This is a genomic window from Streptomyces sp. NPDC054834 (genome assembly GCF_053611185.1).
On record NZ_JBSGZV010000028.1, the window covers coordinates 18,179 to 44,790 of the forward strand.

Genomic DNA, 26,612 nt, shown 5'->3' on the forward strand with positions numbered 1-26,612 from the left:
AACTTGTTCGAGGGTCGTATCCCTGGATGATTTTGAATGATTTCAAACCTCGCAAACCGGGCACAAGGGTGTGGTGTACGTCGGCCGGGCTCGCGATACGGTGCCGTAAGTTGCGGCGACACGGCCCGGATCGTCACCGTTTCGACGGTCCGGACGGCCGGGTACTTGCGCGATCCGCCCCGCCCGTGTGGACTACGGCCAATGCTTCGCGCACGCGCGTGGCTGAGATATTCACCAAGACATGATCAGGAGGCAACCCGTGAGCGCGACCGCGGACCACGCGGAGGAGCGGACGAGCCCTGCCGTCAGGCTGGGGTTCCAGCCCGAGCAGGTGGTCCAGGAGATCGGCTACGACGACGACGTCGACCAGGAGCTCCGCGAGTCCATCGAGGAAGTCATCAGCGGCGAGCTGATGGACGAGGACTACGACGACGTGGCCGACGCCGTCGTGCTCTGGTTCCGCGACGATGACGGCGACCTGACGGATGCGCTGGTGGATGCCACCACGTACATCGAGGAAGGCGGCGCCATCCTGCTCCTCACGCCGAAGACCGGCCGTTCGGGGTACGTGGAGCCGAGCGACATCTCGGAAGCCGCGGCCACCGCGGGGCTGACGGCGTCCAAGAGCGTCAGCGTCGGCAAGGACTGGAGCGGCTCGCGCCTGGCGACGCCGAAGGCCGCGAAGTCCAAGAGGTAGTCCCCTCGTCCCCGACACCGGACAGCGGACGGGCCGAGCCGTGCTCGGCCCGTCCGCCGTCCCGGGGTGGGCGCTGCGTAGGGTGTTCCCACCCGAACAGCCCCACCGAAGGGAAGCAGGACGCATGGCGATCCAGATCGGCGACAAGGCCCCCGGCTTCGAACTGAAGGACAACCACGGCAGGACCGTGAACCTGTCCGACTTCCACGGCCGGAAGAACGTGGTGCTGCTCTTCTACCCCTTCGCCTTCACCGGCGTGTGCACCGGCGAACTGTGCGAGGTGCGCGACAACCTGCCGCAGTTCGACGACCGCGACACCCAGGTGCTCGCCGTCTCCAACGACTCCATCCACACCCTGCGCGTCTTCGCCGAGCAGGAGGGCCTCGAGTACCCGCTGCTGAGCGACTTCTGGCCGCACGGCGAGGTCTCTCGCGCCTACGGCGTCTTCGCCGAGGACAAGGGCTGCGCCGTGCGCGGCACCTTCGTCATCGACAAGGAGGGCGTGGTCCGCTGGACCGTCGTCAACGCGCTTCCGGACGCCCGTGACCTGAATGAGTACGTCAAGGCGCTCGACACCCTGTGATTCTTCACCTCCAGGGACTGCGGGGTGCGGGAACCCGTCACTAGGATCGAATCGTTGATCCGGTATCCGACGCACGACGGGGCTCCCCGCCCCTGGACACCACATGGAGGACCCGTGGGAGTCAGCCTCAGCAAGGGCGGCAACGTATCGCTGACGAAGGAGGCCCCGGGCCTGACCGCCGTCATCGTCGGTCTGGGGTGGGACGTACGTACCACGACCGGCACCGACTTCGACCTCGACGCCAGCGCGCTGCTGCTGAACAACTCGGGCAAGGTCGCGAGCGACCAGCACTTCGTTTTCTTCAACAACCTCAAGAGCCCGGACGGCTCGGTCGAGCACACCGGTGACAACATCACCGGTGAGGGCGAGGGTGACGACGAGCAGATCAAGGTCAATCTGGCCGGCGTCCCGGCCGACATCGAGAAGATCGTCTTCCCGGTCTCGATCTACGACGCAGAGAACCGCCAGCAGTCCTTCGGCCAGGTCCGCAACGCGTTCATCCGCGTCGTGAACCAGGCCGGCGAACAGGAGATCGCCCGGTACGACCTGAGCGAGGACGCCTCCACCGAGACGGCGATGGTCTTCGGTGAGCTGTACCGGCACGGCGCGGAGTGGAAGTTCCGCGCCATCGGCCAGGGCTACGCCTCGGGCCTGCGCGGGATCGCCCAGGACTTCGGCGTCAACGTCTGAGGTACCCCGCTCGCTCTCTCCGGCGCCGCACCGTTTACGGTCGGCGCCGGACGCGCAGGACAACCGAAGAAGAGAAGTACCCCCGGGGAGGACCAGCAACATGGGCGTCACGCTCGCCAAGGGAGGCAATGTCTCCCTCTCCAAGGCCGCACCGAACCTCACCAACGTCATGATCGGACTCGGCTGGGACGCCCGCTCCACCACCGGCGCCCCCTTCGACCTGGACGCCAGCGCGCTGCTGTGCACCAGCGGAAGGGTGCTCGGCGACGAGTGGTTCGTCTTCTACAACCAGCTCACGAGCCCGGACGGCTCGGTCGAGCACACCGGCGACAACCTCACCGGTGAGGGCGAGGGCGACGACGAGTCGATCCTGGTCGACCTCCAGAAGGTGCCGGCCGGCTGCGACAAGATCGTCTTCCCCGTCTCCATCCACCTGGCGGACGAGCGCGGCCAGACCTTCGGCCAGGTCTCCAACGCCTTCATCCGGGTCGTCAACCAGGCCGACGGCCAGGAACTGGCCCGCTACGACCTCAGTGAGGACGCCTCCACCGAGACCGCCATGATCTTCGGCGAGCTCTACCGCTACGGCGGCGAATGGAAATTCCGCGCGGTGGGCCAGGGCTACGCCTCGGGACTGCGGGGTATCGCCCTGGACTTCGGGGTCAACGTCTCGTAGGGGCCAGGACCGGAACGCCCCTCCTGGCCGGGCTTGAGGGCCACACTCTAGACTTCGGGGTCAACAGTGAGTAAAGCCGAGTACGGCCCGGGGCGGACTCGTACCGACACGATGGGGTAAGCAGTGCTTCTCAAAACCTTCGGCTGGTCGTTCGCGGTGACCGCGATCGGCCTGGTCGCGGCGATCTTCTACGGGGGGTGGGAAGCCTTCGGCATCGTGGCCATCCTCGCCGTCCTGGAGATCTCGCTGTCCTTCGACAACGCGGTGGTCAACGCCGGGATCCTGAAGAAGATGAACGCCTTCTGGCAGAAGATCTTCCTCACGGTCGGCGTGCTCATCGCGGTCTTCGGTATGCGACTGGTCTTCCCGGTCGTGATCGTCGCCATCACCGCCAAGATCGGCCCGATCGACGCGGTCGACCTCGCGCTGAACAACAAGGACCACTACCAGCAGCTGGTCACCGACGCGCACCCGGCGATCGCGGCCTTCGGCGGTATGTTCCTGCTGATGATCTTCCTCGACTTCATCTTCGAGGACCGGGACATCCAGTGGCTGCGCTGGATCGAGCGCCCCCTGGCCAAGCTCGGCAAGGTCGACATGCTGTCGGTCTGCATCGCGCTGATCGTCCTGCTGATCACCTCCTTCACCTTCGCCACCCACGCCCACCAGCACGGCGGCGCGCACGTCGACAAGGCGCAGACGGTGCTGATCGCCGGCATCGCGGGTCTGATCACGTACATGATCGTCGGTGGTCTCTCCGGCTACTTCGAGGACAAGCTGGAGGAGGACGAGGAGCGCGAGCACGAGGAGGAGGAAGAAGCCGTCCGCACCGGCAAGAAGCGGTCCGCGGTCGTGCTGGCCGGCCAGGCCGCGTTCTTCATGTTCCTCTACCTCGAGGTCCTCGACGCGTCCTTCTCCTTCGACGGCGTGATCGGCGCGTTCGCCATCACCAACGACATCGTCCTGATGGCGCTGGGCCTGGGTATCGGCGCGATGTACGTCCGGTCGCTCACCGTCTACCTGGTCCGCCAGGGCACCCTGGACGACTACGTCTACTTGGAGCACGGCGCCCACTACGCGATCGGCGCGCTGGCCGTGATCCTCATGGTCACCATCCAGTACGAGATCAACGAGGTCATCACGGGTCTCGTCGGCGTCGTCCTGATCGCCTGGTCCTTCTGGTCCTCCGTCCGCCGCAACCGCGCACTGGCGGCCGCGGAGGGCGAGGCGGACGCGAAGGCCGAGGTCTCGTCCGGGGTGTGACAGCCCGCCGGGTGAGGAACGCTCTGAGCGGGGCGGCCGTCGACGGCGGCCGCCCCCTTCGCTTGTGATCTGAGGAGCTGGGGGCGGGAATGGGCTTCTTCGACGGGCTGCTGGGCGCGCGTGCGAACGATTTCGACTCGGGCAGCGCCGCGAGCAACGCCATCGAGCTCACCAAGCGGCACCACCAGGTGTCGCTCACCAAGCAGGGCGCGGCCACCGGGCACCTGCGCGTCAACCTGACCTGGCGGATGCGGACGTCCGACTTCGGTGACGGCCCGCGCGGGGGCCTGTTCCGGCGCCCCTTCCAGGCGCTCAAGCCGCCGGAGATCCTCGGGCACGGGCAGAGCATGGTCAACGTCGACCTCGACCTGGGCTGCCTGTACGAGCTCATGGACGGCAGCAAGGGCGTGGTGCAGCCCCTCGGCGGCTACCTCGGCGACGTCAACGGGCCGCCGTACGTCAAGCTCAGCGGCGACGACCGGTTCGGCTCCGCGTCCGGCGAGACGATCTACGTCAACCTCGACCACCGGGAGAACATCAGGCGCCTGCTGGTCTTCGTCTACATCTACGACCAGACGCCGGCGTTCGACCGCACGCACGCGATCGTCACCCTGTACCCGAGCAACGGCCCCCGCATCGAGATAGGCCTGGACGAGCGCCACCAGCAGGCCCGCTCCTGCGCCGTGGTGATGATCGAGAACGTCAAGGGCGAGCTGGTCGTCCGCCGCGAGGTGAAGTTCGTGTACGGGTTCCAGGCGGAGCTCGACCGGCTGTACGGGTGGGGGCTCCAGTGGGGGCGCGGCTACAAGACCAAGGCGGAGAAGTGACCGCCCGCGGGTCCGCTCAGCGTACGAACTGCGGTCCCTGTGGCGGCAGCCGGAAGTCCGGGTCCGGCAAGGCCGTCGCCGCGGGCGGGTAGCCGTATGCCGGCGGGCTCGTGGGGCTCGTCGGCTGGGGGTATCCGTAGGCGGGCTGCGTGGTCGGGGGCTGCTGTTGCTGGGGATAGCCGTACGTGGGCTGCGGCGGGACCGAGGTCGTCGGCTGCTCGGGGGGCAGCGGCTGGGACGGGGAGGGCTCCTCCGCCGTCTCCGACTCGTCCACCGAGATGCCGAAGTCGGTCGCCAGACCCTTGAGGCCGTTGGAGTAGCCCTCGCCCAGCGCGCGGAACTTCCAGCCCTCGCCCCGCCGGTACAGCTCACCGCAGATCAGCGCGGTCTCGGCGCCGGTCTCGGGCTTGATGTCGAAGTGGGCCAGCGGCTCCCCGTCCGGAACCGTCGCGTCGTACAGCAGGATGCGCAGGGCCTGTACGTGTTCGAAGGGGACGCCGTCGGCCGAAGCGACCAGGAGAATCCGGCCGACGCCGGGCTCGACACCGGTGAGATCTGTCTGGATCGTGTCGGTGAGGCCCTCGGCGGCACGCTTCTTGCCGAGCCGCCACACCTTCCCGGAGGGGTGCCGGGGCTGGTTGTAGAACACGAAGTCCTCGTCGGAGCGCACACGACCGCCGGGGCCGAGGAGCAGCGCCGAGGCATCGACGTCCGGGACCCCCTGCCCGGGCGTCCAGCGCAGCACGGCGCGCACCGCCGTGGCTTCGAGCGGGACGTTCGACCCCTTCAGCATCGCGTGCGTCATGCGGTCATCCTGCCCTCTCGGTCCTGGTCACGACAATGCGGGGTCCGGCTGCGGAAAAAGCACGCGCGCACACCCGCCGTTACTTGAAATTCATGCCCCGGGGGAACCCGGGACATAGACGTCTACGTACTATTACCGGCCACCTGTCTTCCAGAATCCACAGGCTTACTTTGTGCCACGGGGGAGTTTATGCGTCATTTCGGGCACATCGCCCCTGAGGTGCGGCGGCGCCTCTTCCACCAGGAGCCCTGCGAGTTCACCGCCGACTCCCCGGCCCGGCTGCTGTCCGCGGCCCTGGGGGCCACGCTGTACAGCCCCGCCACCCGGCCGCGGCTCGCCGACGACATCGTCAAGCAGGCCGGCAACGGCGTGGTCTCGATGGTGCTGTGCCTGGAGGACTCGATCGACGACGCGGACGTCGTGGAGGGCGAGGAGAACCTCGTACGCCAGTTCGCCGATCTGGCCGCGCGGAACGGTGCCGAACTGCCCCTGCTCTTCATCCGGGTCCGGGTGCCCGAGCAGATCCCCGACCTGGCCCGCCGGCTCGGCCCCGCCGTCCGGCTGCTGTCCGGATTCGTCATACCCAAGTTCACCGAGGAACGCGGCATCCTCTTCCTGGAGGCGCTGGCCACCGCGGAGACGGAGAGCGGCCGACGGCTGTTCGCCATGCCGGTGCTGGAGTCGCCCGAGCTGCTGTACCGGGAGTCGCGGGTCGATGCACTGGAGGGGATCTTCCGGGCGGTCGACAAATACCGCGACCGGGTGCTCGCCCTGCGCCTCGGCGTGACCGACTTCTGCTCCTCCTACGGGCTGCGCCGGGCCCCCGACATGACCGCGTACGACGTGCAGATCGTCGCCTCCGTGATCGCCGACGTGGTGAACATGCTGGGGCGGGCCGACGGCACGGGGTTCACGGTGACCGGGCCGGTGTGGGAGTACTTCCGGGTGCCCGAGCGCATGTTCAAGCCGATGCTGCGGCACAGCCCCTTCCTGGAGGGGCAGGCCGTGGGGCTGCGCGAGCGGCTCATCGAGCACGCGATGGACGGGCTGCTGCGGGAGATCTCCCTGGACCAGGCCAACGGCCTGCTCGGCAAGACCTGCATCCACCCCTCCCACGTGCTTCCCGTGCACGCGCTGTCCGTGGTCAGCCACGAGGAGTTCAGCGACGCGGTGGACATCCTGCGGCCGGAACGGGGCGGTGGGGGTGTACTCAGGTCGGCCTACACGAACAAGATGAACGAGGTGAAGCCGCACCGCGCCTGGGCCGAGCGGACCATGCTGCGCGCCGAGGTGTTCGGCGTCGCCAACGAGGACGTCGGCTTCGTGGAGCTGCTCGCCGCCGGGATACCCGGCTGAACACAAGGGACGCATGAACAAGGCACTGAACGACGGGGTCTGGTCCGGCGCCTGGGTCACCGAGCGGCTCGGGGTCGAACTCAGGGGCGACGACGGGCTGACGGACCTGCTGGGAATGGCCCTGCGCCGCAACCCCAAGCGGGCCCACCTGCTCGTCTCCCATGTGCTGGGCAAGCACGTACCGCAGTCGCCGTCCGTGGTGTACGGCCACGGGGTCGCCCTCGGCCGCCGGGTCCGTGAGCTGCTCGGCGACGAGGAGGCGGCCCGGGCGGTCGTCCTCGGCTACGCGGAGACCGCCACCGGCCTCGGCCACTCGGTCGCCGACGGCCTGGGCCTCGCCCCGTACCTGCACTCCACCCGCCGCCCGGTCGCCGGCGTCGCCCCGGCGGGGGGCTTCGAGGAGTCCCACTCGCACGCCACCTCCCACCTCCTGCTCCCCGCGGACCCCGGGCTGCTGGCGGGCGACGGCCCGCTGGTCCTCGTCGACGACGAGTTCTCCACCGGCAACACGGTCCTCAACACCATCCGCGACCTGCACGAGCGCCATCCACGGCGGCGGTACGTCGTGGTCGCCCTGGTCGACATGCGCTCCCCGCAGGACGCGGGCCGCCTCGCGGACTTCGCCCGGCGGATCGGGGCCCGCGTGGACCTGATCGCCGCCGCCTCCGGCACGGTCCTCCTGCCGGAGGGCGTGCTGGCGAAGGGACAGGAACTGGTGGCGCGGTACGAGTCCGCCGCGCCGGACACGCCGTGCGACACGGCTGCCGCCGCGATAGGCACCATCGGGACCCGCCCGGCCGCCCAGCCCCCCGCGACCGCCCCGGCCGAGCCGGGCGGTCCTGCGGCGGAGGCGGGAGTGGCCGAGGCGGTCGGTGGTGTGCCGGGCGCCGGCGTGACCGGCGATGCCGAGACGGCGGTGGACAGCCACCGGACGGCGGCGGAAGCGGCGGCCGGTGCCGTTGTGGCCGACGGCCGGGTGGCCGACGGTGGCGCGGCGGTGGGGGGCCGTGCAGCCGGTACGGCAAGCCCTGGAGCCGCGACCGCCGTGGGCGGGGGCCGGGCCGTCGGCGGGGTCGTGGCTGAGGCTGGGGCGGGGGCTCGTGGGCCGGTCGGCCGGGTCGCGCTCGGTTGGCCCGTCGGGGTCCCCGACGGGGGGCGGCACGGGTTCACGCCTGGGGACCGGGTTCGGCTCGAGGACGCGTTGCCCGGTATGGCCGCTCGGGTCGCCGAGGCGCTGCCCGCCGGGGCCCGGCGGGTGCTGGTGCTCGGGTTCGAGGAGCTGATGTACGCCCCGCTGCGGCTGGCCGAGGCGCTGGAGCGGGCGGTGGAGGGCGAGGTGCGGTACTCGACCACCACCCGTTCGCCCGTGCTCGCGGTCGACGACCCCGGCTACGCGATACGCAGCCGAATCGTTTTCCCCGCCCATGACGACCCCGCCGACGGCCCCGGCGAGCGCTACGCCTACAACGTCGCGGGCGCCGGCTTCGACGCGGTCGTCGCCGTCGTCGACTCGGTCGCCGACACACCCGCGCTGCACGCCCCGCACGGCCTCCTGGCCCGACTGGCCGAGCATGCCCCGTACGTCCTGCTCGGCGTCGTACCGTCATACGTCCCCGAGCCCCCGCACGCCCCCGAAAGGCCAGCCATGCTGCCCGAGCCCCTCCGCGGCCCCGCCTTCTCCTCGTACCCGCCCGAGGAGGTCGGCTGGCTGCTCCAGGACCTCTCGGACGTGACGCTGGAGGCGCCGACCGAGGAGCGCGAGGAGGCGATCCAGAGCGGCGGCGCGCACTACGCCGAGTCGCTGCCCGTCGAATACCAGCCGAGCGAGCAGTACCAGGCGCTGTTCCACGCCGCCCTGGAGGCCTCGGCGGCGCGGATCGCGCGGGCCGTGGGAGTCGTGACCGAGACCGTGATCGCCGAGCGGTCGCCCCGTCCGGTGCTGGTCTCCCTGGCCCGCGCGGGCACCCCCGTCGGCGTGCTGATGCGCCGCTGGGCGAAGTTCCGGCACGGTCTCGAGCTGCCGCACTACGCCGTGTCGATCGTGCGCGGCCGGGGCATCGACGCCAACGCCCTGCGCTGGCTGGCGGCCCACCACGACCCCCGGGACGTCGTCTTCGTCGACGGCTGGACCGGCAAGGGAGCGATCACCCGCGAGCTCGCCGACGCGCTCACGGAGTTCGAGGACTCCGACGGGGTCACCGGTTTCGACCCGGAGATCGCGGTGCTGGCCGACCCGGGCTCGTGCGTGCGGACGTACGGCACCCGCGACGACTTCCTCATCCCCTCCGCCTGCCTCAACTCGACCGTCTCCGGCCTGATCTCCCGCACCGTGCTGCGCGCCGACCTGGTGGGGCCGAACGACTTCCACGGCGCGAAGTTCTACCGCGAACTCGCCGGCGCGGACGTGTCCGTGGCCTTCCTGGACGCGGTCTCCGCCCGCTTCCAGGAGGTCGCCGACGACGTGGACGAGGCCGTGAAGGAGCTGGCGGCCGGCGACCGCACGCCCACCTGGGAGGGCTGGAAGGCGGTGGAGCGCATCAGCGAGGAGTACGGCATCCACGACGTGAACCTCGTCAAGCCGGGCGTCGGCGAGACCACGCGCGTGCTGCTGCGCCGTGTGCCGTGGAAGATCCTGGCCCGGGCCGGGGCGGGCCCCGACCTCGACCACGTACGCCTGCTGGCCGAGCAACGCGGCGTCCCCGTCGAGGAGGTGGACGAGCTGCCGTACACCTGCGTGGGCCTGATCCACCCCAAGTACACGCGCGGCGCGACCGGTGCCGACGGCAAGGCGGTGAACGTCTGATGCCGGTGCTGGTGGCGAGCGACCTCGACCGTACGCTGATCTACTCCGCGGCGGCCCTCGCGCTGACCATGCCGGACGCGCGGGCGCCCCGGCTGCTGTGCGTGGAGGTGCACGAGAGCAGGCCGCTGTCGTACATGACGGAGACGGCGGCCGGGCTGCTCACCGAGCTCGGGGACACGGCGGTGTTCGTGCCGACGACCACCCGTACGCGCAAGCAGTACCAGCGCATCAACCTGCCGGGCCCGGCACCCGAGTACGCGATCTGCGCCAACGGCGGCCATCTGCTGGTGGACGGCGTCTCGGACGCCGACTGGCACCGACGGGTGACCGAGCGGCTGGCCGGCGAGTGCGCGCCGCTCGCCGAGGTGCAGGAGCACCTGCTGCGGACCGCCGATCCGGTCTGGGTGCGCAAGCACCGCGTCGCCGAGGACCTCTTCGCCTACCTCGTCGTCGAGCGCGAACTGCTGCCCGAGGACTGGGTGAAGGAGCTCGCCGTATGGGCGGAGAACCGCGGCTGGACGGTCTCCCTCCAGGGCCGCAAGCTCTACGCCGTGCCGGGGCCGCTCACCAAGAGCGCCGCCGTCCGTGAGGTCGCCCGCCGTTCCGGCGCGGACCTGGTCCTCGGCGCGGGCGACTCGCTCCTGGACGCCGACCTGCTGCTGGCCGTCGACCGGGGCTGGCGCCCGGGCCACGGCGAGCTGGCCGACACCGGCTGGACGGCTCCCGGGATCACGGCCCTGCCCGAGCGCGGGGTGCTGGCCGGGGAGCGGATCACCCGTGAGTTCCTCAGGACCGCACAGGCGCCCAGGTAACCGACCCGGTAACCGCCCGCCTGGCGTCACCGCCCGGCGGGCTCAGCCGCAGCAGCCGCCGCCGCAGCACCCGCCACCGCCGCCCGCCCGCGGCGCGGGTGCCGGCGCGGCCGCCGAGCCGCCGACCGCGACCGTGGACAGCAGCTTGACCGTGTCGTCGTGACCGGCGGGGCAGGTCGCCGGAGCGGAGGACTGAGCCATGGGACGGGTCAGTTCGAAGGTGGCTCCGCAGCTGCGGCAGCGGTACTCGTAGCGAGGCATGCGGATAGGCTAACCGCCGGGGCCGTGACGAGGGCAGCTCAGAGTTTCATTAGTGTTGGGTTCTGTCCGGCACTTGTGCGGAGATATTGCAAAGATCGCTGATAATTTGTGAGTGCCGCGAGGAGCCGCAAGTCCGGAGCAAGACCGGGGGAAGAGGGGGGCGTACGCCGCGTCAGCAGCGGTCAAGTCCACCCGCTGAGTCTACCCGCGCGCAAGGCCGAGTGCGGAGGGAGACGCAGTAGTGACCGAGGCAGGGCAGGGGGAGGGTGCCCCGGAGGACGACCACCGTCTCCGGGGACGCCGTGCTGCGCCGGATGAACGGCCGTCGGCGGGTCCGTCGCTGCCGCCGGACGAAACGATGCAGTTGAAGGTCGACGCCCTGCGCAAGGCGGACGAGACCATGCAGCTGAGCGTCGAGGCCCTCCGCAAGGACGCCGCCCGCAAGGAGGCGCTCAAGAGGAACGCCCGCGACCAGGACGCCGGCGACGAGGGCGCGCCGCCGAGACCCGACGAGACCATGGCACTGCGCGTGTCCCAGCTGCGGGAGAGCATCCGCCCGCCCGGTCGGCGCGCCGACCGCCGCAAGCCGCGCGGCAAGCGCACGCTGCCGCCCGCCGTTGCTCGTGTCACCGCCACCGCCGCGCGGCACCTCGCCCCGCTCGCCGCCCGAACAGCCCCCTATGCCCGGAAACTGAAGCCGGTCTACCCACGCCCCGGCCGCACCGGCTGGCGCCGCTGGATACCCTCCTGGCGGCAGTGGCTGGGGGCCTGGCTGACGGCGATCGGCCTGACGGGCATGTTCCTGGTCGTCGCCTACGCCGTCACCGACATACCGGACAACCTCAACACGTACGCCACCCAGCAGGACAACGTCTACTTCTGGTCCGACGGCACGCCCATGGCCCGCACCGGCTGGGTGCAGCGGCAGGCGATGCCACTGAAGGACATACCCGAGGACGTCCGCTGGGCGGTCCTCGCGGCGGAGAACGAGAGCTTCTACAGCGACCCCGGCATCTCCTTCAAGGGCATCACCCGGGCCCTGTGGCGCACGGTCGGCGAAGGGGACACCGAGGGCGGCTCCACCATCACCCAGCAGTACGTCAAGAACGTCTACCTGACCCAGAACCAGACCGTCAGCCGCAAGTTCACCGAGGCGATGATCTCCCTCAAGCTCGACAACAAGATGAGCAAGGACCAGATCCTCGAGGGATACCTCAACACCAGCTGGTTCGGCCGCGGCACCTACGGCATCCAGCGCGCGGCCCAGGCCTACTACGGCAAGGACGTCAGCAAGCTCAACGCCTCCGAGGCCGCCTGTCTCGCCGGCCTCCTCAAGGGCGCCGGCCTGTACGACCCCACGCTCAGCAAGGCCAACCACAAGCGGGCCGAGGAGCGCTGGTCCTGGATCCTGGACCGGATGGTCAAGATCGGCAAGCTGTCGCCGCAGGAACGGGCCAAGTACACGAAGTTCCCCGACCCGCTGAAGACCAACCCGCTGTACGACACGGGTGAGCAGAGCGACTACCTGGTGGAGGTCGCGTCCCAGTACGCCAAGAAGTCCGCGCACATCACGGACAAGCAGTTCGACCTGGGCGGCTACCAGATCTACACGACCTTCGACCACAAGCGGGAGAAGGCACTCACCGACGCCGTGGCCAAGGCCCGCAAGCAGGCCGAGCAGGACCACCCCAAGGAAGCGAAGACCGGGCACTACGGGGCCGCCTCGGTGGCCACCGACGGCCGGATCCTCGCCGTCTACGGCGGCCCCGACCACCGTACCCAGGGCTACAACGAGTCCAACGCGACCACCGTCAAGGCCGGTTCGGCGTTCCAGCCGTTCGTCTACGCCGCGGGGCTCGAGCACGGCATCGTCAAGAAGCGCGACGGAGTCCCGAGCCCCATCTCGCCCGAGACGGTCTACGACGGCAACGACGGCCACGTCGTCACCACCCCCGAGGGGCCCTACTGGGACCGCAGCGGCAACCGGATCAAAGCCCACAACGACGACGGCAAGTCCTACGGGCAGATCACCCTGGACAAGGCGCTCGCCCAGTCGGTGAACACGCCCTTCATGCAGCTCGGCATGGACACCGGCCTCGACAAGGTGACCCGGACCGCCGAGGCGTCCGGCCTGCTCGCCTCCAGCATCGGCCCGCAGGTGCCCGCGCTGTCCATGGGCAACTCCACGCCCAGCGCGATCCGGATGGCCGGCGGATACGCCACGTTCGCCGCCTCCGGAACGCACACCGAGCCGTACTCGGTGCGCCGGATCACCCGCAACGGCGCCCAGGTCCCCATGGCCGTCCCGCGCCCGCAGCGCGCGGTCGGCGCGGACGTGGCCCAGGACGTCAGCCGGGCGCTCACCGAATCCTTCCGCATCGCACACCCGGCCGGGGCCCCCGTCACGGCCGAGGTGTCCGGGAAGGCCGGGACCACCGAGGACGACACCGCCTCTTGGTACACGGGCACCGCCTCGTCCGTGACCACCGCGGTCGTCGTCTACCGCATGGATCTGGCCAAATCCCTCGAACCGCTGCCGCTCAAGGGACTCGCCGGCACCACCACGGACAGCGTCCCGTACACCGTATGGTCGAAAGCCATGGGATTCGGCTGATCCCGGTGGCCGTCCCGCAACCCGCCGCCCCCTCGCAGAATGAGCCCCGCATGACCCGCACCAAGTCGTCGACCGGCCACCGCCGCAGGGCCCGCGCCCGCCGTCCCGCCCCCCGGGCCACCCGCCCGCAGGTCATGACCCTCGCCGCCCTGCTCGTCGTGGCGTCCGTGGTCGCGGGTTTCCTGGTCCTGACCCGGCCGGACCACACCGAGCCCACCGCCGCCGCGGGGTCGAGCAAGAGCGGCAAGGCCGCCCCCAAGAGCACCGCGGAGCCCAAGTGGGACGGCAAGACCAAGATCCTCGGGGACGGCTCCACCTCCTACACCGGCCCGCAGAAGGGCCAGTTGAAGCCCGTTCCGCTCAAACCGGGTGAGAAGCCGCCCCAGTTCGTCGTCTTCTCCTGGGACGGCGCGCTGGAGGGCAGCGACCACCTCTTCTCGCACTACCGGGAGCTGGCCAAGGAGTACAACGCCCACATGACCTTCTTCCTCACGGGCATCTACCTGCTGCCCAAGAGCAAGAAGGACCTCTACCAGGGCCCGATGCACCAGCGGGGCGACGCCGCGATCGACTACGCCACCGACGACCACATACGCACCACGCTGGAGCAGCTCCGGCAGGCGTACAACCAGGGCAACGAGATCGGCACCCACTTCAACGGCCACTTCTGCGAGGCCAAGGGCGGCAAGTACTGGAGTGTCGATCAGTGGAAGAGCGAGATCGACCAGTTCTACTCCTTCGTGGACAACTGGAAGACCAACACCGGCTTCAAGGACATTCCCGCGCTGCCCTTCGACTTCAAGAAGGAGGTCACCGGCGGCCGTGCGCCCTGCCTGGAGGGCCAGCCCAACCTGCTGAAGGCCATCAAGAGCTACGGCTGGCGCTACGACGCCAGTTCCCCGGGCGACTTCCAGATATGGCCGACGAAGAAGAACGGCATCTGGGACTTCCCGTTGCAGTTGCTCCCGTACACGGACAAGAACCAGGCCCTGTCGATGGACTTCAACTTCCTCTACAACCAGTCCAACGGCGAGGTCCACGGCGACCCGGCGCAGTACCCCGACTGGGAGCAGATGACCGTCGACTCGTACATGAAGGGCTTCAACCGCGTCTACTACGGCAGCCGGGCACCGCTGTTCATCGGTAACCACTTCGAGGACTGGAACGGCAGCATCTACATGAAGGCGATAGACCAGGTCATCAAGAACGTCTGCGCCAAAAAGGGTGTCAAGTGCGTCTCCTTCAAGGAGCTCTCCGACTGGATGGACGTACAGAAGCCCTCGACCCTGGCGGCCCTTCGCACCCTCGACCCGGCGCAGAACCCGGACTGGTCGGCGGTCGTCAAGTGACGCCTTTGACGTGCACCCTGGTTTGACGTCCAGGGATTCCGGCCTGGGCCATCTGGCCCTTCCGGGGGCTTCCTGCTTCAACGCGCTGTGCCGGGACTTTCGTCCTGGTCGCGTTGTGGTCGCGGTCGTGCACGGTGTGGCACTCGCCGCACGTCCACTCCCGGACATGCAGGGGCTTGGGGCCGTCCCGGTATCCGCAGGCCGAGCAGACCTGGGAGGATGGGAAGGCACGGTCCACTTTGGCGAAGGCGCGGCCGTGCCTGACCGCCTTGTACTCCAGCATGCCGACGAACGCGGACCATCCCGCGTCGTGCACGGACTTGGCGAGCCGGGTGCGGCCGAGGCCGGTCACCGCGAGGTCCTCCACGTACACCGCTTGGTTGTCGCGGATGATCTGTGTGGATGCCTTGTGGTGGAAGTCCCGGCGCTGGTCCGCCACCTTGGCGTGCTGGCGTGCGACTTTGATACGGGTTTTGGCCCGGTTCTTCGATCCCTTGGCCTTGCGGGACAACTCCCGCTGAAGACGCTTGAGCTTCTTCTCCACCCGGCGCAGGAAGCGGGGGCTGTCGGTCTTCCGGCCGTCGGACAGGACGGCGAAGGCGGACAGGCCGAGGTCAAGGCCGGCGTCGGTCTCCACCTCGGGGAGGATGTCCGGTGCGGTGTCCACGACGAAGCTGAGGAAGTACCGGCCGGAGCTGTCCTTGGTGACGGTCAGGGACGTGGGGGCGGCCGACAGCTTGCGGGACCACTTGACCTTGAGGTTGCCGACCTTGGCCACGTACACCATGCCGTTGTCCTGGAGGGAGAAGGCGTTGGTGTTGAGGCGGATCGACTGCCGGGTGTCCTTCTTCCGACTTGTACCGGGGAGGCCCGATCCTGCGGCCCTGCCGCTTGCCGTTGAGGCTGTCGAAGAAGTTCTTGCTAGGCGGTGTCCAGGTCTCGCAGGGACTGTTGGAGGACGACCGCTGAGACGTCGGCGAGCCAGGCGCGTTCCTTGGTGCGCTTGGCCTGGGTGATGTGAAGTCGGGACAGCTCGGCCGACTTCACATATGGCAGCCCGGCCGCGTGCGCTTCCTTCCGGTCGCGCAGGCAGTCGTTCCACACCACGCGGGCGCACCCGAATGCACTGGCCAGCGCACGGCGCTGGGCGGCGTCCGGGTAGGCCCCGCTCACTCATACACACCGGAACGCGCCCCAGCACGGTCAGCAGGTAGCAGGTCCCAACTCCTTGATTCCACTTGTGCATCCCCCTTCACAACCGACTCGCATGCCGTGCGAAGATGCCATCTCCCGGTAGGTGTACCGGTGTAGAGGGGAACAGCATTGAAATCTAGAAAACTGAGCCGTAAGCGGAGCCGCGCCGCCATAGTCTCGGCCGCTGCCGCCTCCGTGGTCGCCGGAGTGGCCCTGGTGCCCAACTGGAGCGCCGGCGCGGCGGTCGTCGACGATCCGACGGTGGACGCGGCGACCAAGGCGACCTTCCAGCGGCTGGCCGACGCGGTCTTCACCGACCGCACCGACGCCCTGGTGAACGGGACCGACACGAAGCGGGCCACGTCCGGGTTCACCGGCGACGTGAAGATGTCCGCTTCGCAGAACCGCGAGGAGAGCTCCGCGCTGAGCCAGCTGCGCGGCCGCAAGTCCCGCCTCGCGAAGCTGGGCGAGAAGTACAGCGCCGGCAGCACCCGGGTCACGCTGGACGCGACGCGGGTGACCGGCCGCACCGCCAAGGCCGATGTCACCGAGACCACGACGCTGACCTACGCGAAGGTCAAGGGCACCGAGCCGAAGACCACCGGGTTCCAGGCCCACCACGAGCTGACCTTCAGGGCCGACCGGCAGGGCAACTGGCAGCTGGCCGACGTCCAGGACACCGACAACGGCTACATCGCCGTGAACCAGGTGGCCACGCAGCCGGTCGCCGTCAAGGCCAGCCCCGCCCCGGCCGACGACGGTCCGCCCGAGGCGACCAGGTCGGCCACCACGTGGCCCGCGCCGGCCAACGCCAAGAACATGACCGCCAAGGGTTATGACTACAAGGCGATGGTGGCGTACGCGACGAAGTACTGGAACAACTACAACAAGGACTACCCGGACTTCAACGGGGCGGGTGCCGGCGGCGACTGCACCAACTTCGTCAGCCAGACCCTGAAGGCGGGCGGCTGGAAGCACGTGCCCGGTGACGGGACGGACTTCCACAAGTGGTTCGGCAACTCCGAGATCCAGTCGGACTCGTTCGTCGGCGTCAACGAGTTCTCCTGGTTCGCCCTGTCCTCCAAGCGCGTCACCAGCCTCGCCAACGTCTACCAGGCGGACATCGGCGACGTGCTCCAGATGGACTTCAACAAGGACGGCGAGAAGGACCACTCCATGGTCGTCACCTACCGCAGCCCGCAGGGCGTGCCGTACGTGACGTACCACTCCACCAACACCTACAACCGGTCGGTGGCGAGCCTCGTCGCGTCCTACCCGAACGCCGCGTTCTACGCCTACCGCACCTGATCCCGCGGGTCCTGGGGATCCTGCCGGTCCCGTCCCTCCTGCGCCGACCGCTGCTCCTGCGGCGACGGTTCGGGGTGGCGGGCCCGCCAGTACGGGTTGTCGTGCGGCAGGGACGTACCGACCCTGCCGTACATCCCGAAGACCATCAGCAGCAGGCCGACCACGAAGCTGAACAGCACGTTCTGGATCTTGAAGGCCAGGAAGTTGTAGTCGGTGTCGAGCAGTCCGAGGTTCAGGAAGCCGTTCAGGATGAACAGCACGCCGAGGACCATGTTCAGCCACGAGGCGAAGTTCCCGCCGATCACCATGCCGACGAACAGCAGCAGCCCGACGCAGATCGACAGGATGCTCAGCGTGCCGTTGGTGTTCAGGCCCATGACGGCGTTCCCGCCGGTGTCGAAGAAGCCGATGTGGTTGATGACGCCGAAGACGCCGAAGACCAGCAGGAAGAGGCCCATCAGGCCGGCGCCGACCCGGTAGACGGTGTTCAGCCGGTGGTCCACGGGCAGATGCTCGTCGAACCTGATCCGCCGGCTGCTTTCCGGGGGCACTGTGTGCGAGGCCATCTCCGCCTCCCTGTCCGTGCGGGCGCAGAAGGTGCGTATCTCCCAATATCCGCCCGCCATGCCCCGACGGCAACGGCTCGGCACACGCCGGGGTGTGCCGGCGGCAGACGGCTCAGTGGGCGCCGCCGCGTTCCTCGCGGATCTGGTTGACCACCCGGGTCACCGTCTGTCGTACCGCCTCGGTCTCGGTCAGGAAGTGCCAGTAGTCGGGGTGGCGGCCCTCCAGCGTGGTGATCGCGCGATCCAGGCGGGCCACGGAGTCGTCCAGCGGCCGGGCGTGCCGGGGATCGGGTGTCGTCCGGCCGGTCATGGCCAGCCGCTGCGCGTCCCGGATCGCGAACCGGGTCCGGTCGATCTCCTGCTGCGGGTCCTTCTGTACGGCGTTCAGCCGGGCCAGCCGGTCGCCGGCGGCGGACACGGCCTCGTCGGTGGTGTTCAGCAGCGCCCGCACGGTCGACAGCAGCGAGGTGGCGTCCGGCCAGCGCTGGGTGTCCCGGGCGGCCTGCGCCTCCGACAGCTTCCGCTCGGCCTGCCGTACGTTCTCGGCGGCCTGCTCGGGCACGTGCTGGAGGTCCTGCCAGCAGGCGGCGGAGAACCGCCGCCGCAGCTCGCTCAGCACCGGCTCCACCTGCCCGGCCCGGGTCGTCAGCGCCTGCGCGCGGGTCCGCAGGCTGACCAGCCGGTGATCGATCTCGGCGGCCTTCTCCGGCAGCCCCGCGGCCGCCGCGCGGATCGCCTCCGCCTCCCGCTGCACCCGCTCGGCCCGCTCCAGCGTCTGCGGCACGCCGTGCTGCCCGGCGCCCTGCTTGAGCTTGGTCAGCTCGGGGGAGAGGGTCGCGAGCCGGGCCGCGAGGTCGTCGGCCTTCAGCCCGGACTCCCGTACGGCGTCCAGGGCGTTGGACGCGGCCAGCAGCGCCTGCCGGGCCCGCTCCACCGCCGGGGCCAGCCGGGCCAGCTGCGTCTCGGCCTTGCCCAGCAGCGGCCCGAGGGAGCCGCCGAAACGGTCCAGCTCTTTCTTGACGTCGACCAGCTCGTCCTTGGCGGCGCTCAGCTCGGCGCGGGCCCGGCCGGCGACGGAGGCCTCCAGGTCGTCCCGGTCCAGGTCGTGCGCGTCGACGGCCTGGATGTACCGCTGACTGACCTCGTCGATGCGCCGCCCGAGCGCCTCGAAGTCAGCGACCGCGCGGCGGGCCGCCGGGGAGTCGTCCACGGCGGCGATCGTCTCTATGGAGATCCGCAGATCCCGCTGAGCGGTGTCCAGCTCGTAGAACGCGGCGGCCGCGGCGTCCTTGGCGGCCTGCGCCTCCGCCCGCTGGGCCTCCGCCCGGCCGCCGAACCAGCCACGGACCGGACCGGGGGTCCTTCGGGGTGTCGCCGCCACATCCCTCTCCTGTGCCGTGGTTCGCCCTGCGAGGAGACATTCTCCCACCCGTTGAAGACGAACACACGCGCCGTTCAGTTCGCGGTTCGCACGGTGACTCTCCCGTCGTCGCTGCGGGCGGAGACGACATGGGGACTGGAGTCGCTCCGGGGCACGGTGACGTGGCTCCCGCCGTCGGCGCTCTTCGCCGTCACCCGGTACGTGGCCCGGGGCAGCCCGATGGTGACCGAGCCGTCGTGGGTGCGGGACTCCACCAGGTCCGGTACGGCACCGAATTCCACGTGGACCGAGCCGTCCTGGGAGGTCACCCGCACCCGGGGCGAGGAGACGTCGGCGTGCGTGGAGCCGTCGTCGGTGCGGATCTCCAGTGGGCCGGTGGAGTCGGTGACGCGCACGGACCCGTCGTGCGTACGGATCCCGAGGGCGTCGTGGAACCCGCGCGCCCGCACGCTGCCGTCGTCGTCCTCCACCTTGACCGCGATCCCGCGCGGTACCTCGATGCGGTGCTTCGCGGAGCAGTCGGTGATGAATCCGGAGCACGTCATCCGCAGCACCAGGCGGTCGTCCTTCATCGACCAGGTCACTTCCGGGTCCTTGCCCACGACGGTCGAGCCCTCGAACCACCGGGTGACCTCGACCGTGCCCGCCTTGTTCGAGTCGGCGGCGACGATCTGGGTAACCCCCGGATACGGGTTTGCGAGACAGTGCTCCCGGCAATGTAGGCTGTCGACTCGTCGCGGGTGCGTAGCTCAGGGGTAGAGCGCCTGCCTTACAAGCAGGATGTCGGCGGTTCGAAACCGTCCGCGCCCACCGTGGGGAAGACCCCGGCCGGTTCCGGCCGGGGTCTTCCGCTGTCAGTCCCCCTCTTTTCCCTCTTCTCCCTCTTCCTTCTGTTCCTGCCGCACCTCGTTCGCGTGCTTGAGCTTCATGCGGGCGTCGACGCGGTCGCTCGCGGCCACCTCGGACCAGAAGCGGTGGCCGCTGACGAAGACCGCCAGTTCGTGCTCGCGCTGCCGGAGCTTCTCGACCTCGGCCTGTTCGTCGGCCGTCCAGCCCGGGGAGGCCGGGCGCTCCACCTTGCGCCAGCCGCCCTCGTCGCTGAAGCCGTCCAGCGGCTCGACCGACCAGGGCAGCCGCTTCAGCAGGGCCGACAGCTCGGCCCTGACCTGATGCAGCTCCTCCTGACCGGCGAGGAGGTCACTCGGAAAGTCATAGGTCGCAGCCACAGCCCAATGCTACGCCTGTTCGATTTTGGGAGGCGAGTTCGTTCGGGAGGTTCATGCGAACGAGTGCTCAGTCCGTCGGGAGGCCCGCCCGGGTCGCGAGCGCGCCCAGGGCTTCCCGCAGGATCTCCCGCTGGGCGGGGGAGAGTTGGGCGGTGATCTCGGCGTCCAGGGCGCGGGCCTCGGCGGCGCAGTGGCCCAGCAGCCGGTGGCCCTGCTCGGTAAGTGTGAGGACCTGGCGACGCCGGTCGTCCGGATCCCGTACCCGCCGCACCGCCCCGAGGCCCTCCAGATGGTCGGCGAGCGACACGACCAGGCTGGGAGCCACGCCGAGCCGTCCCGCCAGGTCCTGCTGCGAGGCGAACGGGCCCTGGCCCAGGGCGGTGAGCAGACCCACGTGCTTGGGCTTGAGGGCGTACGGCTCGATCCGCTCGGCGAAGCGGTCGCCGATCACCGCGCCGAGGGTGCCGAGACGGAAGGCCAGGGTCTGCGGCAGGCCTGCGGAGCCCTTGACTTCATTCATGGCGAGTACGGTACCTTCGGGCAATCATTCAGAGCCAGAACGATTCACGAGGTGATGGGAATGTCCGCGCACACCGCACACCTGCTGATCGGCCTCCTCAACGCGTTCGGCGCGCTCGTCTCGGGACTCTTCGCCGCGGTCGGCACCGCCCGTCCCGCCCTGGCCCTCGGCCCGGACGAGCCCGCCCACACAGGCGTGGTGTTCTTCGCCCGTGCCTATGCCGTGCGAGCCGTCCCGCTCAGCGCGGTCGTCCTGGCGCTCCTCGCCGCGGGCGCCTGGGACGCCGTCGCCCCCGTCCTCGTCGTCGCCGGCCTGGCCCAGCTCGGCGACGCGGTCATCGGCGCCACCCGGCGCAACCCGGGCATGCTCGGCTCCTCCGTCACGCTCGCCGCGCTGCACCTGATCTCGGCGGGATGGCTGCTGACGTACTGAGCGTCGCCGGGGACACTGGGGGCATGTGCCGGAGCATCAAGACACTGCGCCCGCCCGCGTTGGCCGAGGAGGCCACGGAGGAGGAGATCCGGGCCGCCGCCTTGCAGTACGTACGGAAGGTTTCCGGGTTCCGGGCACCTGCCGCCCACAACCGGGAGGTGTTCGAGCGAGCCGTGGAGGCGGTGGCGGAGGCCACCGCGGAGCTGCTCGGGGGGCTGGAGGTGCGGGGAGGGGCTGCCAGGCCGGGGAGTTAGGCGAAGCGGGGGTCTGGGGGGCGGCCGCCCCCGGTGGCCGTGACCTGAACGAACCGGAACTACACCGGCTGGCGGCGCATCACGTAGGCCGCGCCGGCTCCCGCCAGGAACAGCGCCGCCAGGGAAACCCCCGTGGCCAGCCAGGTGGCGCCCAGCCACTGCGCGCCGAAGTAGCCGAGGGCGACGCTGTAGGCGGCCCAGGACAGGCCGGCCAGGGCGGACCAGGGGAGGAAGTCGCGGGCACGGCGGTGCGCGGCGCCCGCGCAGAAGGAGACGACAGAGCGGCCGGCGGGGGCGAAGCGGGCCAGGACGACCAGGGCGCCGCCGCCCCGGGAGAGGGCCGCGCCGAGACGTTCCTGCGCCGTGGTGAGACGACGGGAGCGGGCGATCGCGCGGTCCAGCCGTTCCCCGCCGCGCCAGGCCAGCCGGTAGGCCACGAGGTCGCCGACGAGGGAGGCGGTGGCCGCGGAGACGATCAGGGCCAGGATGTCCGGCACGTCGTGCGGGACGCCTCCCGTCGCCGCGTTCGAGCCGGCCGCCGCCGCGGTCGCCGCGGTGATCACCAGCACCCCGCTCGGCAGCACCGGCAGGAAGACGTCGAGCAGGACCGACAGGGCCACCATGGCGTAGATCCATGGACCGGCGGCGGTCACAGCTGCCAGTGACCCCACGTTCTCGAACACGACTACTCCCCGTTGGTCCCCCGATGCCAGCCATACAGCGTACGCCGGAGCTGTGACAGGAGGTGCATAGGGGGCTGATGTGACGGTGCCCTCCCCCGCGCGGCAGGGGAGGGCACCGTGACCGGGGCTGGTCAGGCCGCTACCGTGGCCCGCTCCGTCGTCCGCTTCTCCGCGCCGGAAGTGCGCCGGGCCAGCAGCCGGTCGAGGCCGAAGGCGCCCGAGCCGGTGAAGACGAGCAGGAGGAACGACCAGCTGAACAGCGCCGCCAGTTCGCCACCGTTCTGGATCGGCCACAGGGCCGCCTTCTGGTGGATGTCGAAGTAGGCGTACGCCATGGACCCGGAGGCGATCAGCGCGGCGCCGCGGGTGCCGAGGCCGAGGAGGGCCAGTCCGCCGCAGACCAGCTGGATGACGGCCGCGTACCAGCCGGGCCAGGTGCCGGCGTCGATGGTGCCGCCGTCGGTGCCCATCGCGCCGCCGAGCACGCCGAAGAGCGAGGCGGCGCCGTGCACGGCGAAGAGCAGGCCGACGACCATCCGGAACAGGCCGAGGGCGTAGGGCTGAGCGGTGTTGAGGCGTTCGGACATGGGGGGTTGCTCCTTCGGTTTCGGTCGGACCGGTCGGGGACTGACCGGTCGGGTGGGGGCGGCGGTACCGAACGAGGGACCCAGGTTAGGAGTACCTAATGGATGCTTGCAAGTTCAACATTTGGCCATGGTTCCGCTTCCGTTTGCGGTTCCGTCTCGGCCACAGCCGCACGTGAGGCGGCGCTCGCGACCGTTTCGGCGTCCGAAAGCGTGTCCGAATCCACGCCCGGCCGGGCGCCGGTGGCGGTCACCCGGTGTACGGCCTGTCATGTGCCCTCATGCGGGGCTGATCACGGACTCCTCGACGGTCTCCAGTGCCCCGTCCGAGCCTCGGCGCGCCCGTGCCCGCTCCAGGCGCAGCCGGGCCGAACGCCCGTGCAATGTCAGGGTCATCAGCTGGTTCCCGAACCACGGCCCGCCCGTCCTGCGCCACCTGACCGGCGGCCGGGGGCAGCCGCCGTGCCGGGCGAAGAGCCGGCCGAGGAGGCGGGCCGGGGCGCTCCAGCCGACGCGGAAGCCGAGCCGGATGGACGACGACACGGAGTTGTGGACGGGGGAGCAGGTAAGTTGCAGGATCCGGGCCTCGGGCGGGCGGGCCGGCCAGGACGGCTCGGCGGTGTAGGCGTGGTGGACGTCTCCGGACAGCACGCAGACGCTCGCCGGTGCCTCCGGGCCCGACCCGGCCTCGGCGAGCAGCCCGGCCAGGTCGGCGAAGGACTCCGGGAAGGCCGCCCAGTGCTCCAGGTCGGCCCGGCGGCGCAGCTTCTCGCCGAACCGCGCCCAGCGCGCGCCCCGCACGCCCCGGCACAGGGCGGCGTCCCATGCCTCGACGTCGTGCACGAGGTGGGGCAGCAGCCAGGGCAGCGAGGTGCCGACGAGGAGGTGGTCGTACCCGTCCCGGTCGCCCAGCGCCTGGTCGCGCAGCCATCGTGCCTCGCCGGGGCCGAGCATCGCGCGGCGGTCCTCCTCCAGCACCCGCGCCGCCCGTGAGTCGACCATCAGCACGCGTACGCGGCCGAAGTCGCGCCGGTAGCTCCAGCGGACCGAGGCCGGGTCGGTGTCGGCGCGGGCGGCGAAGGCACGCAGCAGGTCGGTGCCGTCGGGGGCGGCGCGTACGGCTTCGTGGACGGGGTCGGCCGCCAGCTCGGCGGGGGAGAGGTTGCCGATGTGCTGGTACACCCAGTACGACATCAGCCCGCTCAGCAGCCGCTCCTGCCACCATGCGGTGTCCCGGATGTCGGCGAGCCAGGCGGCGGAGGTGTTCCAGTCGTCGACCACGTCGTGGTCGTCGAAGATCATGCAGCTGGGCACGGTGGACAGCAGCCAGCGGACCTCGGGGTCCAGCCAGGACTCGTAGTAGAGCCGGGTGTACTCCTCGTAGTCCGCCACCTCGCCGCCCGGTGCCTCGCGCAGGTCGCGGCGGGCGGCCAGCCAGCGCCGGGTCTCGGCCGAGGTCTCGTCGGCGTACACCTGGTCGCCGAGCAGCAGCAGTACGTCAGGCCGTTCGCCGTCGGGGTCGGCCGCCAGGCGGGCGGCGAGGCAGTCGAGGGCGTCGGGGCCGACCGGGTCCGCGCCGTCGGCCGGGGACGCGGCCCAGCGGCAGGAGCCGAAGACGACGCGGACCGCCTGGTCCCCGGTGGGGGCGGCGATGACCGAGGGCGGGAAGCGGGAGCCGGCGAGCGGCCAGACGGGGGTGCCGTCGAGGAGCACCTCGTACGGCACCGACGTGCCCGGTGTCAGTCCGGTCACCGGCACCAGGGCGTAGTGGTGGCCGGCCACCTGGAAGGTGCGGGCCGTGCCGCCGGCTCCGTCGGCGCAGCGCACCTCGGCGGTGCACGGACGGCTCGCCTCGACCCAGACGGTCGCGCACGCGCCGTCGACATACCTCAGCAGTGGTCCCAGGCGCAGTGCGGCCACGGCGATCACCCTCCTCCGTCGCCCCGTACGGTACGGAACGCGGAGGAGGGCGGGGAGGGTCCGTCAGCAGCTCGCCAGGTAGTTGGTGAGCGCGGTCTTCTCGGCGGAGTCGACCGAGAGGTCGTAGTAGTACTTCACCTGCACCCAGGCGCGGACGTAGGTGCAGCGATAGGACGTCAGCGAGGGCATCCACTCGGCCGGGTCCTTGTCGCCCTTGGACTGGTTCACGTTGTCCGTGACGGCGAGGAGCTGCGGGCGGGTGACGTCGTTGGCGAGGGCCTCGCGCTGGGCGGTGGTCCACTTGCTGGCACCGGAGTCCCAGGCCTCGGCGAGCGGCACCAGGTGGTCGATGTCGACGTCGGAGGCGGCGGTCCACGTGGCGCCGTCGTACGGGGAGTACCAGCTGCCGCTGGTGGCGGTGCAGGCGGAGTTGGTGACGACGTTCGTACCGTCGCGCTTGAGGATCCACTCACGGGTGTTGCAGGTGCCGCTGATGGTGTCCCAGGTCGGGAACAGGTCGCGCGCGTAGCCGGTGCGGTTCTCGGTGGCCACGGTGAGCGAGGCGAGGTAGGTGCGGGCGGTGGCGGCGCTGACCGGTGTGGGGAGGGCGGCGGAGGCGCTCGGGGAGTTGAAGAGGGCGGCGGAGGCTATCAGGCCGGTGAGGGCCGCGAGTATGCTCAGCCGTCGACGCGCGTAGAACCTTGCGGAGCGGGCCATGCGAACTCCCTTGTGGGGTGGGGGCGTTGGGGTGCGAGCGAGGGAATGCTCGCGGCGCGGCGTTGCGGGGAGGTGTGCGCCGGGTAAGAAGTTAATGACGCGTACATGACACGACAAGGTCCAGGGATGAACTTTCGGGCTCCGAGGCCCACGGAGGCCTCACGTACCATGGAGGGCGTTGAAGGGGAGTAGCTCTTCGCCGGACCGTCGACATACTGCTCAGCCAGCCTGAGCCGGCGCCCGGAGGCGGATCCCGCGCGGACCGCCCAGCGAGACCTTCGGCAAGCAGTGCACGCCCGTGCCGCACGGCACGGGCGTCGAGTGTGCTGCCGTGCCGAGGTGTCTCATGTGAGGTTCAGCACTCTCGGCGGGGCGGCCCCGACCGATTGAGGATCCTTGATCAGCATCACCGTGACGGCGCTCGTCTTCGGCGTCATCTTCCTCGCCGAACTGCCGGACAAGACCGCGCTCGCCGGGCTCGTCCTCGGCACCCGCTACCGCGCCTCGTACGTGTTCGCGGGCGTCGCCGCCGCCTTCCTCCTGCACGTCGTGCTCGCCGTCGCGGCCGGCAGCGTGCTGACCCTGCTGCCCCAGCGGATCGTGCACGCGATCACGGGCGTCCTCTTCCTCGGCGGTGCGGCGGTGCTGCTGCTGAAGAAGGGCGAGGACGACGAGGAGATCCGCAAGCCCGCCGACCAGTCCTTCTGGAAGGTCGCGGGCACCGGCTTCATGCTCATTCTCGTCGCCGAGTTCGGCGACCTCACCCAGATCATGACCGCGAACCTCGCCGCCCGGTACGACGACCCGGTCTCCGTCGGGCTCGGCGCGGTCCTGGGCCTGTGGGCGGTGGCCGGGCTGGGCATCGTCGGCGGCAAGGCCCTGATGAAGCGGGTGCCGCTGCGGCTGATCACGCAGATCGCGGCCCTGCTGATGCTGGGGCTCGGTGTGTGGAGCCTGTACGAAGCCGTGGCCGGCTGAGCTGAACGCCGGGTGAACGCTTGCCGGGGATGGTGGCGGATACCGGGAAGGTTTTGTACCGTGAAGGAACAAAGTGGCTCCCGTCCGTTTTCCCTGACCGGCGGGCGGGGCGC

General features: G+C 70.2%; 25 protein-coding genes, 1 tRNA gene and 2 pseudogenes. 16 read left to right on the forward strand and 12 right to left on the reverse strand.

What is annotated here, in order from left to right:
- Window positions 1-259 precede the first annotated feature (259 nt).
- From ACWGJM_RS30885 to ACWGJM_RS30910, 6 genes are all read left to right on the forward strand, one after another.
- Complete coding sequence (locus ACWGJM_RS30885; RefSeq protein ID WP_453415027.1) at window positions 260-697, forward strand: DUF3052 domain-containing protein; 438 nt, start codon at window positions 260-262, stop codon at window positions 695-697.
- Window positions 698-821: 124 nt separating this feature from the next.
- Window positions 822-1,280, forward strand: a complete 459-nt coding sequence (locus ACWGJM_RS30890) for a peroxiredoxin (RefSeq protein ID WP_453415028.1) — start codon at window positions 822-824, stop codon at window positions 1,278-1,280.
- A 114-nt stretch (window positions 1,281-1,394) separates the two neighbouring features.
- Window positions 1,395-1,970 carry a calcium homeostasis/redox stress adaptation protein gene (locus ACWGJM_RS30895; RefSeq protein ID WP_132851078.1) on the forward strand — a complete coding sequence of 192 codons (576 nt, stop codon included), beginning with the start codon at window positions 1,395-1,397 and terminating at the stop codon, window positions 1,968-1,970.
- Window positions 1,971-2,070: 100 nt separating this feature from the next.
- Window positions 2,071-2,646, forward strand: a complete 576-nt coding sequence (locus tag ACWGJM_RS30900) for a TerD family protein (RefSeq protein WP_453415029.1) — start codon at window positions 2,071-2,073, stop codon at window positions 2,644-2,646.
- A gap of 123 nt (window positions 2,647-2,769) precedes the next feature.
- Window positions 2,770-3,909: a DUF475 domain-containing protein gene (locus tag ACWGJM_RS30905; RefSeq protein ID WP_453415030.1), complete on the forward strand. Its 1,140-nt coding sequence runs from the start codon at window positions 2,770-2,772 to the stop codon at window positions 3,907-3,909.
- Window positions 3,910-3,998: 89 nt separating this feature from the next.
- The gene (locus tag ACWGJM_RS30910) at window positions 3,999-4,736 is read left to right on the forward strand and encodes a TerD family protein (protein WP_453415031.1); all 738 of its coding nucleotides are present in this window, start codon (window positions 3,999-4,001) and stop codon (window positions 4,734-4,736) included.
- A 16-nt stretch (window positions 4,737-4,752) separates the two neighbouring features.
- Here the strand turns inward: ACWGJM_RS30910 and ACWGJM_RS30915 are convergent, their stop codons facing one another.
- On the reverse strand, window positions 4,753-5,541 hold the full coding sequence (locus ACWGJM_RS30915) for a TerD family protein (RefSeq protein WP_453415032.1): 789 nt from the start codon (window positions 5,539-5,541) through the stop codon (window positions 4,753-4,755).
- Window positions 5,542-5,730: 189 nt separating this feature from the next.
- Between ACWGJM_RS30915 and ACWGJM_RS30920 the strand changes: the two genes are divergently transcribed.
- From ACWGJM_RS30920 to ACWGJM_RS30930, 3 genes are read left to right on the forward strand one after another with little or no spacing between them, the layout of a single operon-like run.
- Window positions 5,731-6,897: an HpcH/HpaI aldolase/citrate lyase family protein gene (locus ACWGJM_RS30920; protein ID WP_453415033.1), complete on the forward strand. Its 1,167-nt coding sequence runs from the start codon at window positions 5,731-5,733 to the stop codon at window positions 6,895-6,897.
- 13 nt (window positions 6,898-6,910) lie between these two features.
- Window positions 6,911-9,700 carry a phosphoribosyltransferase gene (locus tag ACWGJM_RS30925; RefSeq protein ID WP_453415034.1) on the forward strand — a complete coding sequence of 930 codons (2,790 nt, stop codon included), beginning with the start codon at window positions 6,911-6,913 and terminating at the stop codon, window positions 9,698-9,700.
- Window positions 9,700-10,512: an HAD family hydrolase gene (locus ACWGJM_RS30930; protein WP_453415035.1), complete on the forward strand. Its 813-nt coding sequence runs from the start codon at window positions 9,700-9,702 to the stop codon at window positions 10,510-10,512. Before ACWGJM_RS30925 ends, ACWGJM_RS30930 begins: the two co-directional genes overlap by 1 nt.
- Before the next feature lie 42 nt (window positions 10,513-10,554).
- Here ACWGJM_RS30930 and ACWGJM_RS30935 read toward each other — a convergent pair whose 3' ends face one another.
- Window positions 10,555-10,773 carry an FmdB family zinc ribbon protein gene (locus ACWGJM_RS30935; protein WP_453415036.1) on the reverse strand — a complete coding sequence of 73 codons (219 nt, stop codon included), beginning with the start codon at window positions 10,771-10,773 and terminating at the stop codon, window positions 10,555-10,557.
- Between the two features lie 358 nt (window positions 10,774-11,131).
- Here ACWGJM_RS30935 and ACWGJM_RS30940 point away from each other — a divergent pair, with 358 nt between their 5' ends.
- Entirely contained in the window at window positions 11,132-13,387 is a 2,256-nt protein-coding gene (locus ACWGJM_RS30940; RefSeq protein WP_453415037.1) for a transglycosylase domain-containing protein, read from the forward strand.
- A gap of 50 nt (window positions 13,388-13,437) precedes the next feature.
- Complete coding sequence (locus ACWGJM_RS30945) at window positions 13,438-14,736, forward strand: hypothetical protein (protein WP_453415038.1); 1,299 nt, start codon at window positions 13,438-13,440, stop codon at window positions 14,734-14,736.
- Here ACWGJM_RS30945 and ACWGJM_RS30950 read toward each other — a convergent pair.
- Window positions 14,729-15,909, reverse strand: a pseudogene (locus ACWGJM_RS30950) (RNA-guided endonuclease InsQ/TnpB family protein). The gene ACWGJM_RS30945 and the pseudogene ACWGJM_RS30950 overlap by 8 nt on opposite strands.
- Window positions 15,910-16,059: 150 nt before the next feature.
- Between ACWGJM_RS30950 and ACWGJM_RS30955 the strand changes: the two are divergent.
- Entirely contained in the window at window positions 16,060-17,238 is a 1,179-nt protein-coding gene (locus tag ACWGJM_RS30955) for an amidase domain-containing protein (RefSeq protein ID WP_453415039.1), read from the forward strand.
- Here the strand turns inward: ACWGJM_RS30955 and ACWGJM_RS30960 are convergent.
- The 3 genes and pseudogenes from ACWGJM_RS30960 to ACWGJM_RS30970 form a co-directional block, all read right to left on the reverse strand.
- Window positions 17,226-17,804, reverse strand: coding sequence for a DUF4383 domain-containing protein (locus ACWGJM_RS30960; protein ID WP_453415124.1), 579 nt, complete (start codon window positions 17,802-17,804; stop codon window positions 17,226-17,228). The genes ACWGJM_RS30955 and ACWGJM_RS30960 overlap by 13 nt on opposite strands.
- A 112-nt stretch (window positions 17,805-17,916) precedes the next feature.
- Window positions 17,917-19,185: a hypothetical protein gene (locus ACWGJM_RS30965; RefSeq protein ID WP_453415040.1), complete on the reverse strand. Its 1,269-nt coding sequence runs from the start codon at window positions 19,183-19,185 to the stop codon at window positions 17,917-17,919.
- Window positions 19,186-19,259: 74 nt separating this feature from the next.
- A pseudogene (locus tag ACWGJM_RS30970) lies at window positions 19,260-19,859 on the reverse strand (DUF4097 family beta strand repeat-containing protein); the annotation flags it as partial.
- A gap of 64 nt (window positions 19,860-19,923) precedes the next feature.
- On the opposite strand from ACWGJM_RS30970, the gene ACWGJM_RS30975 reads away from it, so the two are divergent.
- A tRNA-Val gene (locus tag ACWGJM_RS30975) sits at window positions 19,924-19,995 on the forward strand.
- Between the two features lie 44 nt (window positions 19,996-20,039).
- On the opposite strand, the gene ACWGJM_RS30980 is transcribed toward ACWGJM_RS30975, so the two are convergent.
- The gene (locus ACWGJM_RS30980; RefSeq protein WP_453415041.1) at window positions 20,040-20,411 is read right to left on the reverse strand and encodes a hypothetical protein; all 372 of its coding nucleotides are present in this window, start codon (window positions 20,409-20,411) and stop codon (window positions 20,040-20,042) included.
- Window positions 20,412-20,478: 67 nt separating this feature from the next.
- The gene (locus ACWGJM_RS30985) at window positions 20,479-20,931 is read right to left on the reverse strand and encodes a MarR family winged helix-turn-helix transcriptional regulator (protein WP_453415042.1); all 453 of its coding nucleotides are present in this window, start codon (window positions 20,929-20,931) and stop codon (window positions 20,479-20,481) included.
- Window positions 20,932-20,991: 60 nt separating this feature from the next.
- Between ACWGJM_RS30985 and ACWGJM_RS30990 the strand changes: the two genes are divergently transcribed.
- Window positions 20,992-21,363, forward strand: coding sequence for a hypothetical protein (locus tag ACWGJM_RS30990; protein WP_453415043.1), 372 nt, complete (start codon window positions 20,992-20,994; stop codon window positions 21,361-21,363).
- 23 nt (window positions 21,364-21,386) lie between these two features.
- On the forward strand, window positions 21,387-21,617 hold the full coding sequence (locus ACWGJM_RS30995) for a DUF2277 family protein (protein ID WP_453415044.1): 231 nt from the start codon (window positions 21,387-21,389) through the stop codon (window positions 21,615-21,617).
- Window positions 21,618-21,676: 59 nt separating this feature from the next.
- On the opposite strand, the gene ACWGJM_RS31000 is transcribed toward ACWGJM_RS30995, so the two are convergent.
- The 4 genes from ACWGJM_RS31000 to ACWGJM_RS31015 form a co-directional block, all read right to left on the reverse strand.
- Window positions 21,677-22,300 carry a DedA family protein gene (locus ACWGJM_RS31000; protein ID WP_453415045.1) on the reverse strand — a complete coding sequence of 208 codons (624 nt, stop codon included), beginning with the start codon at window positions 22,298-22,300 and terminating at the stop codon, window positions 21,677-21,679.
- Window positions 22,301-22,431: 131 nt separating this feature from the next.
- Window positions 22,432-22,887, reverse strand: coding sequence for a DoxX family protein (locus ACWGJM_RS31005; protein ID WP_453415046.1), 456 nt, complete (start codon window positions 22,885-22,887; stop codon window positions 22,432-22,434).
- A 276-nt stretch (window positions 22,888-23,163) separates the two neighbouring features.
- Window positions 23,164-24,804: an alkaline phosphatase D family protein gene (locus ACWGJM_RS31010; protein ID WP_453415047.1), complete on the reverse strand. Its 1,641-nt coding sequence runs from the start codon at window positions 24,802-24,804 to the stop codon at window positions 23,164-23,166.
- Between the two features lie 63 nt (window positions 24,805-24,867).
- Complete coding sequence (locus tag ACWGJM_RS31015; protein WP_453415048.1) at window positions 24,868-25,521, reverse strand: HNH endonuclease family protein; 654 nt, start codon at window positions 25,519-25,521, stop codon at window positions 24,868-24,870.
- Window positions 25,522-25,917: 396 nt separating this feature from the next.
- On the opposite strand from ACWGJM_RS31015, the gene ACWGJM_RS31020 reads away from it, so the two are divergent.
- On the forward strand, window positions 25,918-26,499 hold the full coding sequence (locus ACWGJM_RS31020) for a TMEM165/GDT1 family protein (RefSeq protein ID WP_453415049.1): 582 nt from the start codon (window positions 25,918-25,920) through the stop codon (window positions 26,497-26,499).
- Window positions 26,500-26,612 lie beyond the last annotated feature (113 nt).

Excerpts from the sequence above, each read along its gene's own strand:
- ACWGJM_RS30925 (WP_453415034.1), top strand. The coding sequence starts at position 6,911 with ATGAACAAGGCACTGAACGACGGGGTCTGGTCCGGCGCCTGGGTCACC.
- ACWGJM_RS30915 (WP_453415032.1), bottom strand. The coding sequence starts at position 5,541 with ATGACGCACGCGATGCTGAAGGGGTCGAACGTCCCGCTCGAAGCCACG.
- ACWGJM_RS30940 (WP_453415037.1), top strand. The coding sequence starts at position 11,132 with ATGCAGTTGAAGGTCGACGCCCTGCGCAAGGCGGACGAGACCATGCAG.
- ACWGJM_RS30945 (WP_453415038.1), top strand. The coding sequence starts at position 13,438 with ATGACCCGCACCAAGTCGTCGACCGGCCACCGCCGCAGGGCCCGCGCC.
- ACWGJM_RS30995 (WP_453415044.1), top strand. The coding sequence starts at position 21,387 with ATGTGCCGGAGCATCAAGACACTGCGCCCGCCCGCGTTGGCCGAGGAG.
- ACWGJM_RS30910 (WP_453415031.1), top strand. The coding sequence starts at position 3,999 with ATGGGCTTCTTCGACGGGCTGCTGGGCGCGCGTGCGAACGATTTCGAC.
- ACWGJM_RS30985 (WP_453415042.1), bottom strand. The coding sequence starts at position 20,931 with ATGAATGAAGTCAAGGGCTCCGCAGGCCTGCCGCAGACCCTGGCCTTC.
- ACWGJM_RS30990 (WP_453415043.1), top strand. The coding sequence starts at position 20,992 with ATGTCCGCGCACACCGCACACCTGCTGATCGGCCTCCTCAACGCGTTC.
- ACWGJM_RS31015 (WP_453415048.1), bottom strand. The coding sequence starts at position 25,521 with ATGGCCCGCTCCGCAAGGTTCTACGCGCGTCGACGGCTGAGCATACTC.
- ACWGJM_RS30960 (WP_453415124.1), bottom strand. The coding sequence starts at position 17,804 with ATGGCCTCGCACACAGTGCCCCCGGAAAGCAGCCGGCGGATCAGGTTC.
- ACWGJM_RS31005 (WP_453415046.1), bottom strand. The coding sequence starts at position 22,887 with ATGTCCGAACGCCTCAACACCGCTCAGCCCTACGCCCTCGGCCTGTTC.
- ACWGJM_RS30920 (WP_453415033.1), top strand. The coding sequence starts at position 5,731 with ATGCGTCATTTCGGGCACATCGCCCCTGAGGTGCGGCGGCGCCTCTTC.
- ACWGJM_RS30930 (WP_453415035.1), top strand. The coding sequence starts at position 9,700 with ATGCCGGTGCTGGTGGCGAGCGACCTCGACCGTACGCTGATCTACTCC.
- ACWGJM_RS30900 (WP_453415029.1), top strand. The coding sequence starts at position 2,071 with ATGGGCGTCACGCTCGCCAAGGGAGGCAATGTCTCCCTCTCCAAGGCC.
- ACWGJM_RS30890 (WP_453415028.1), top strand. The coding sequence starts at position 822 with ATGGCGATCCAGATCGGCGACAAGGCCCCCGGCTTCGAACTGAAGGAC.
- ACWGJM_RS30935 (WP_453415036.1), bottom strand. The coding sequence starts at position 10,773 with ATGCCTCGCTACGAGTACCGCTGCCGCAGCTGCGGAGCCACCTTCGAA.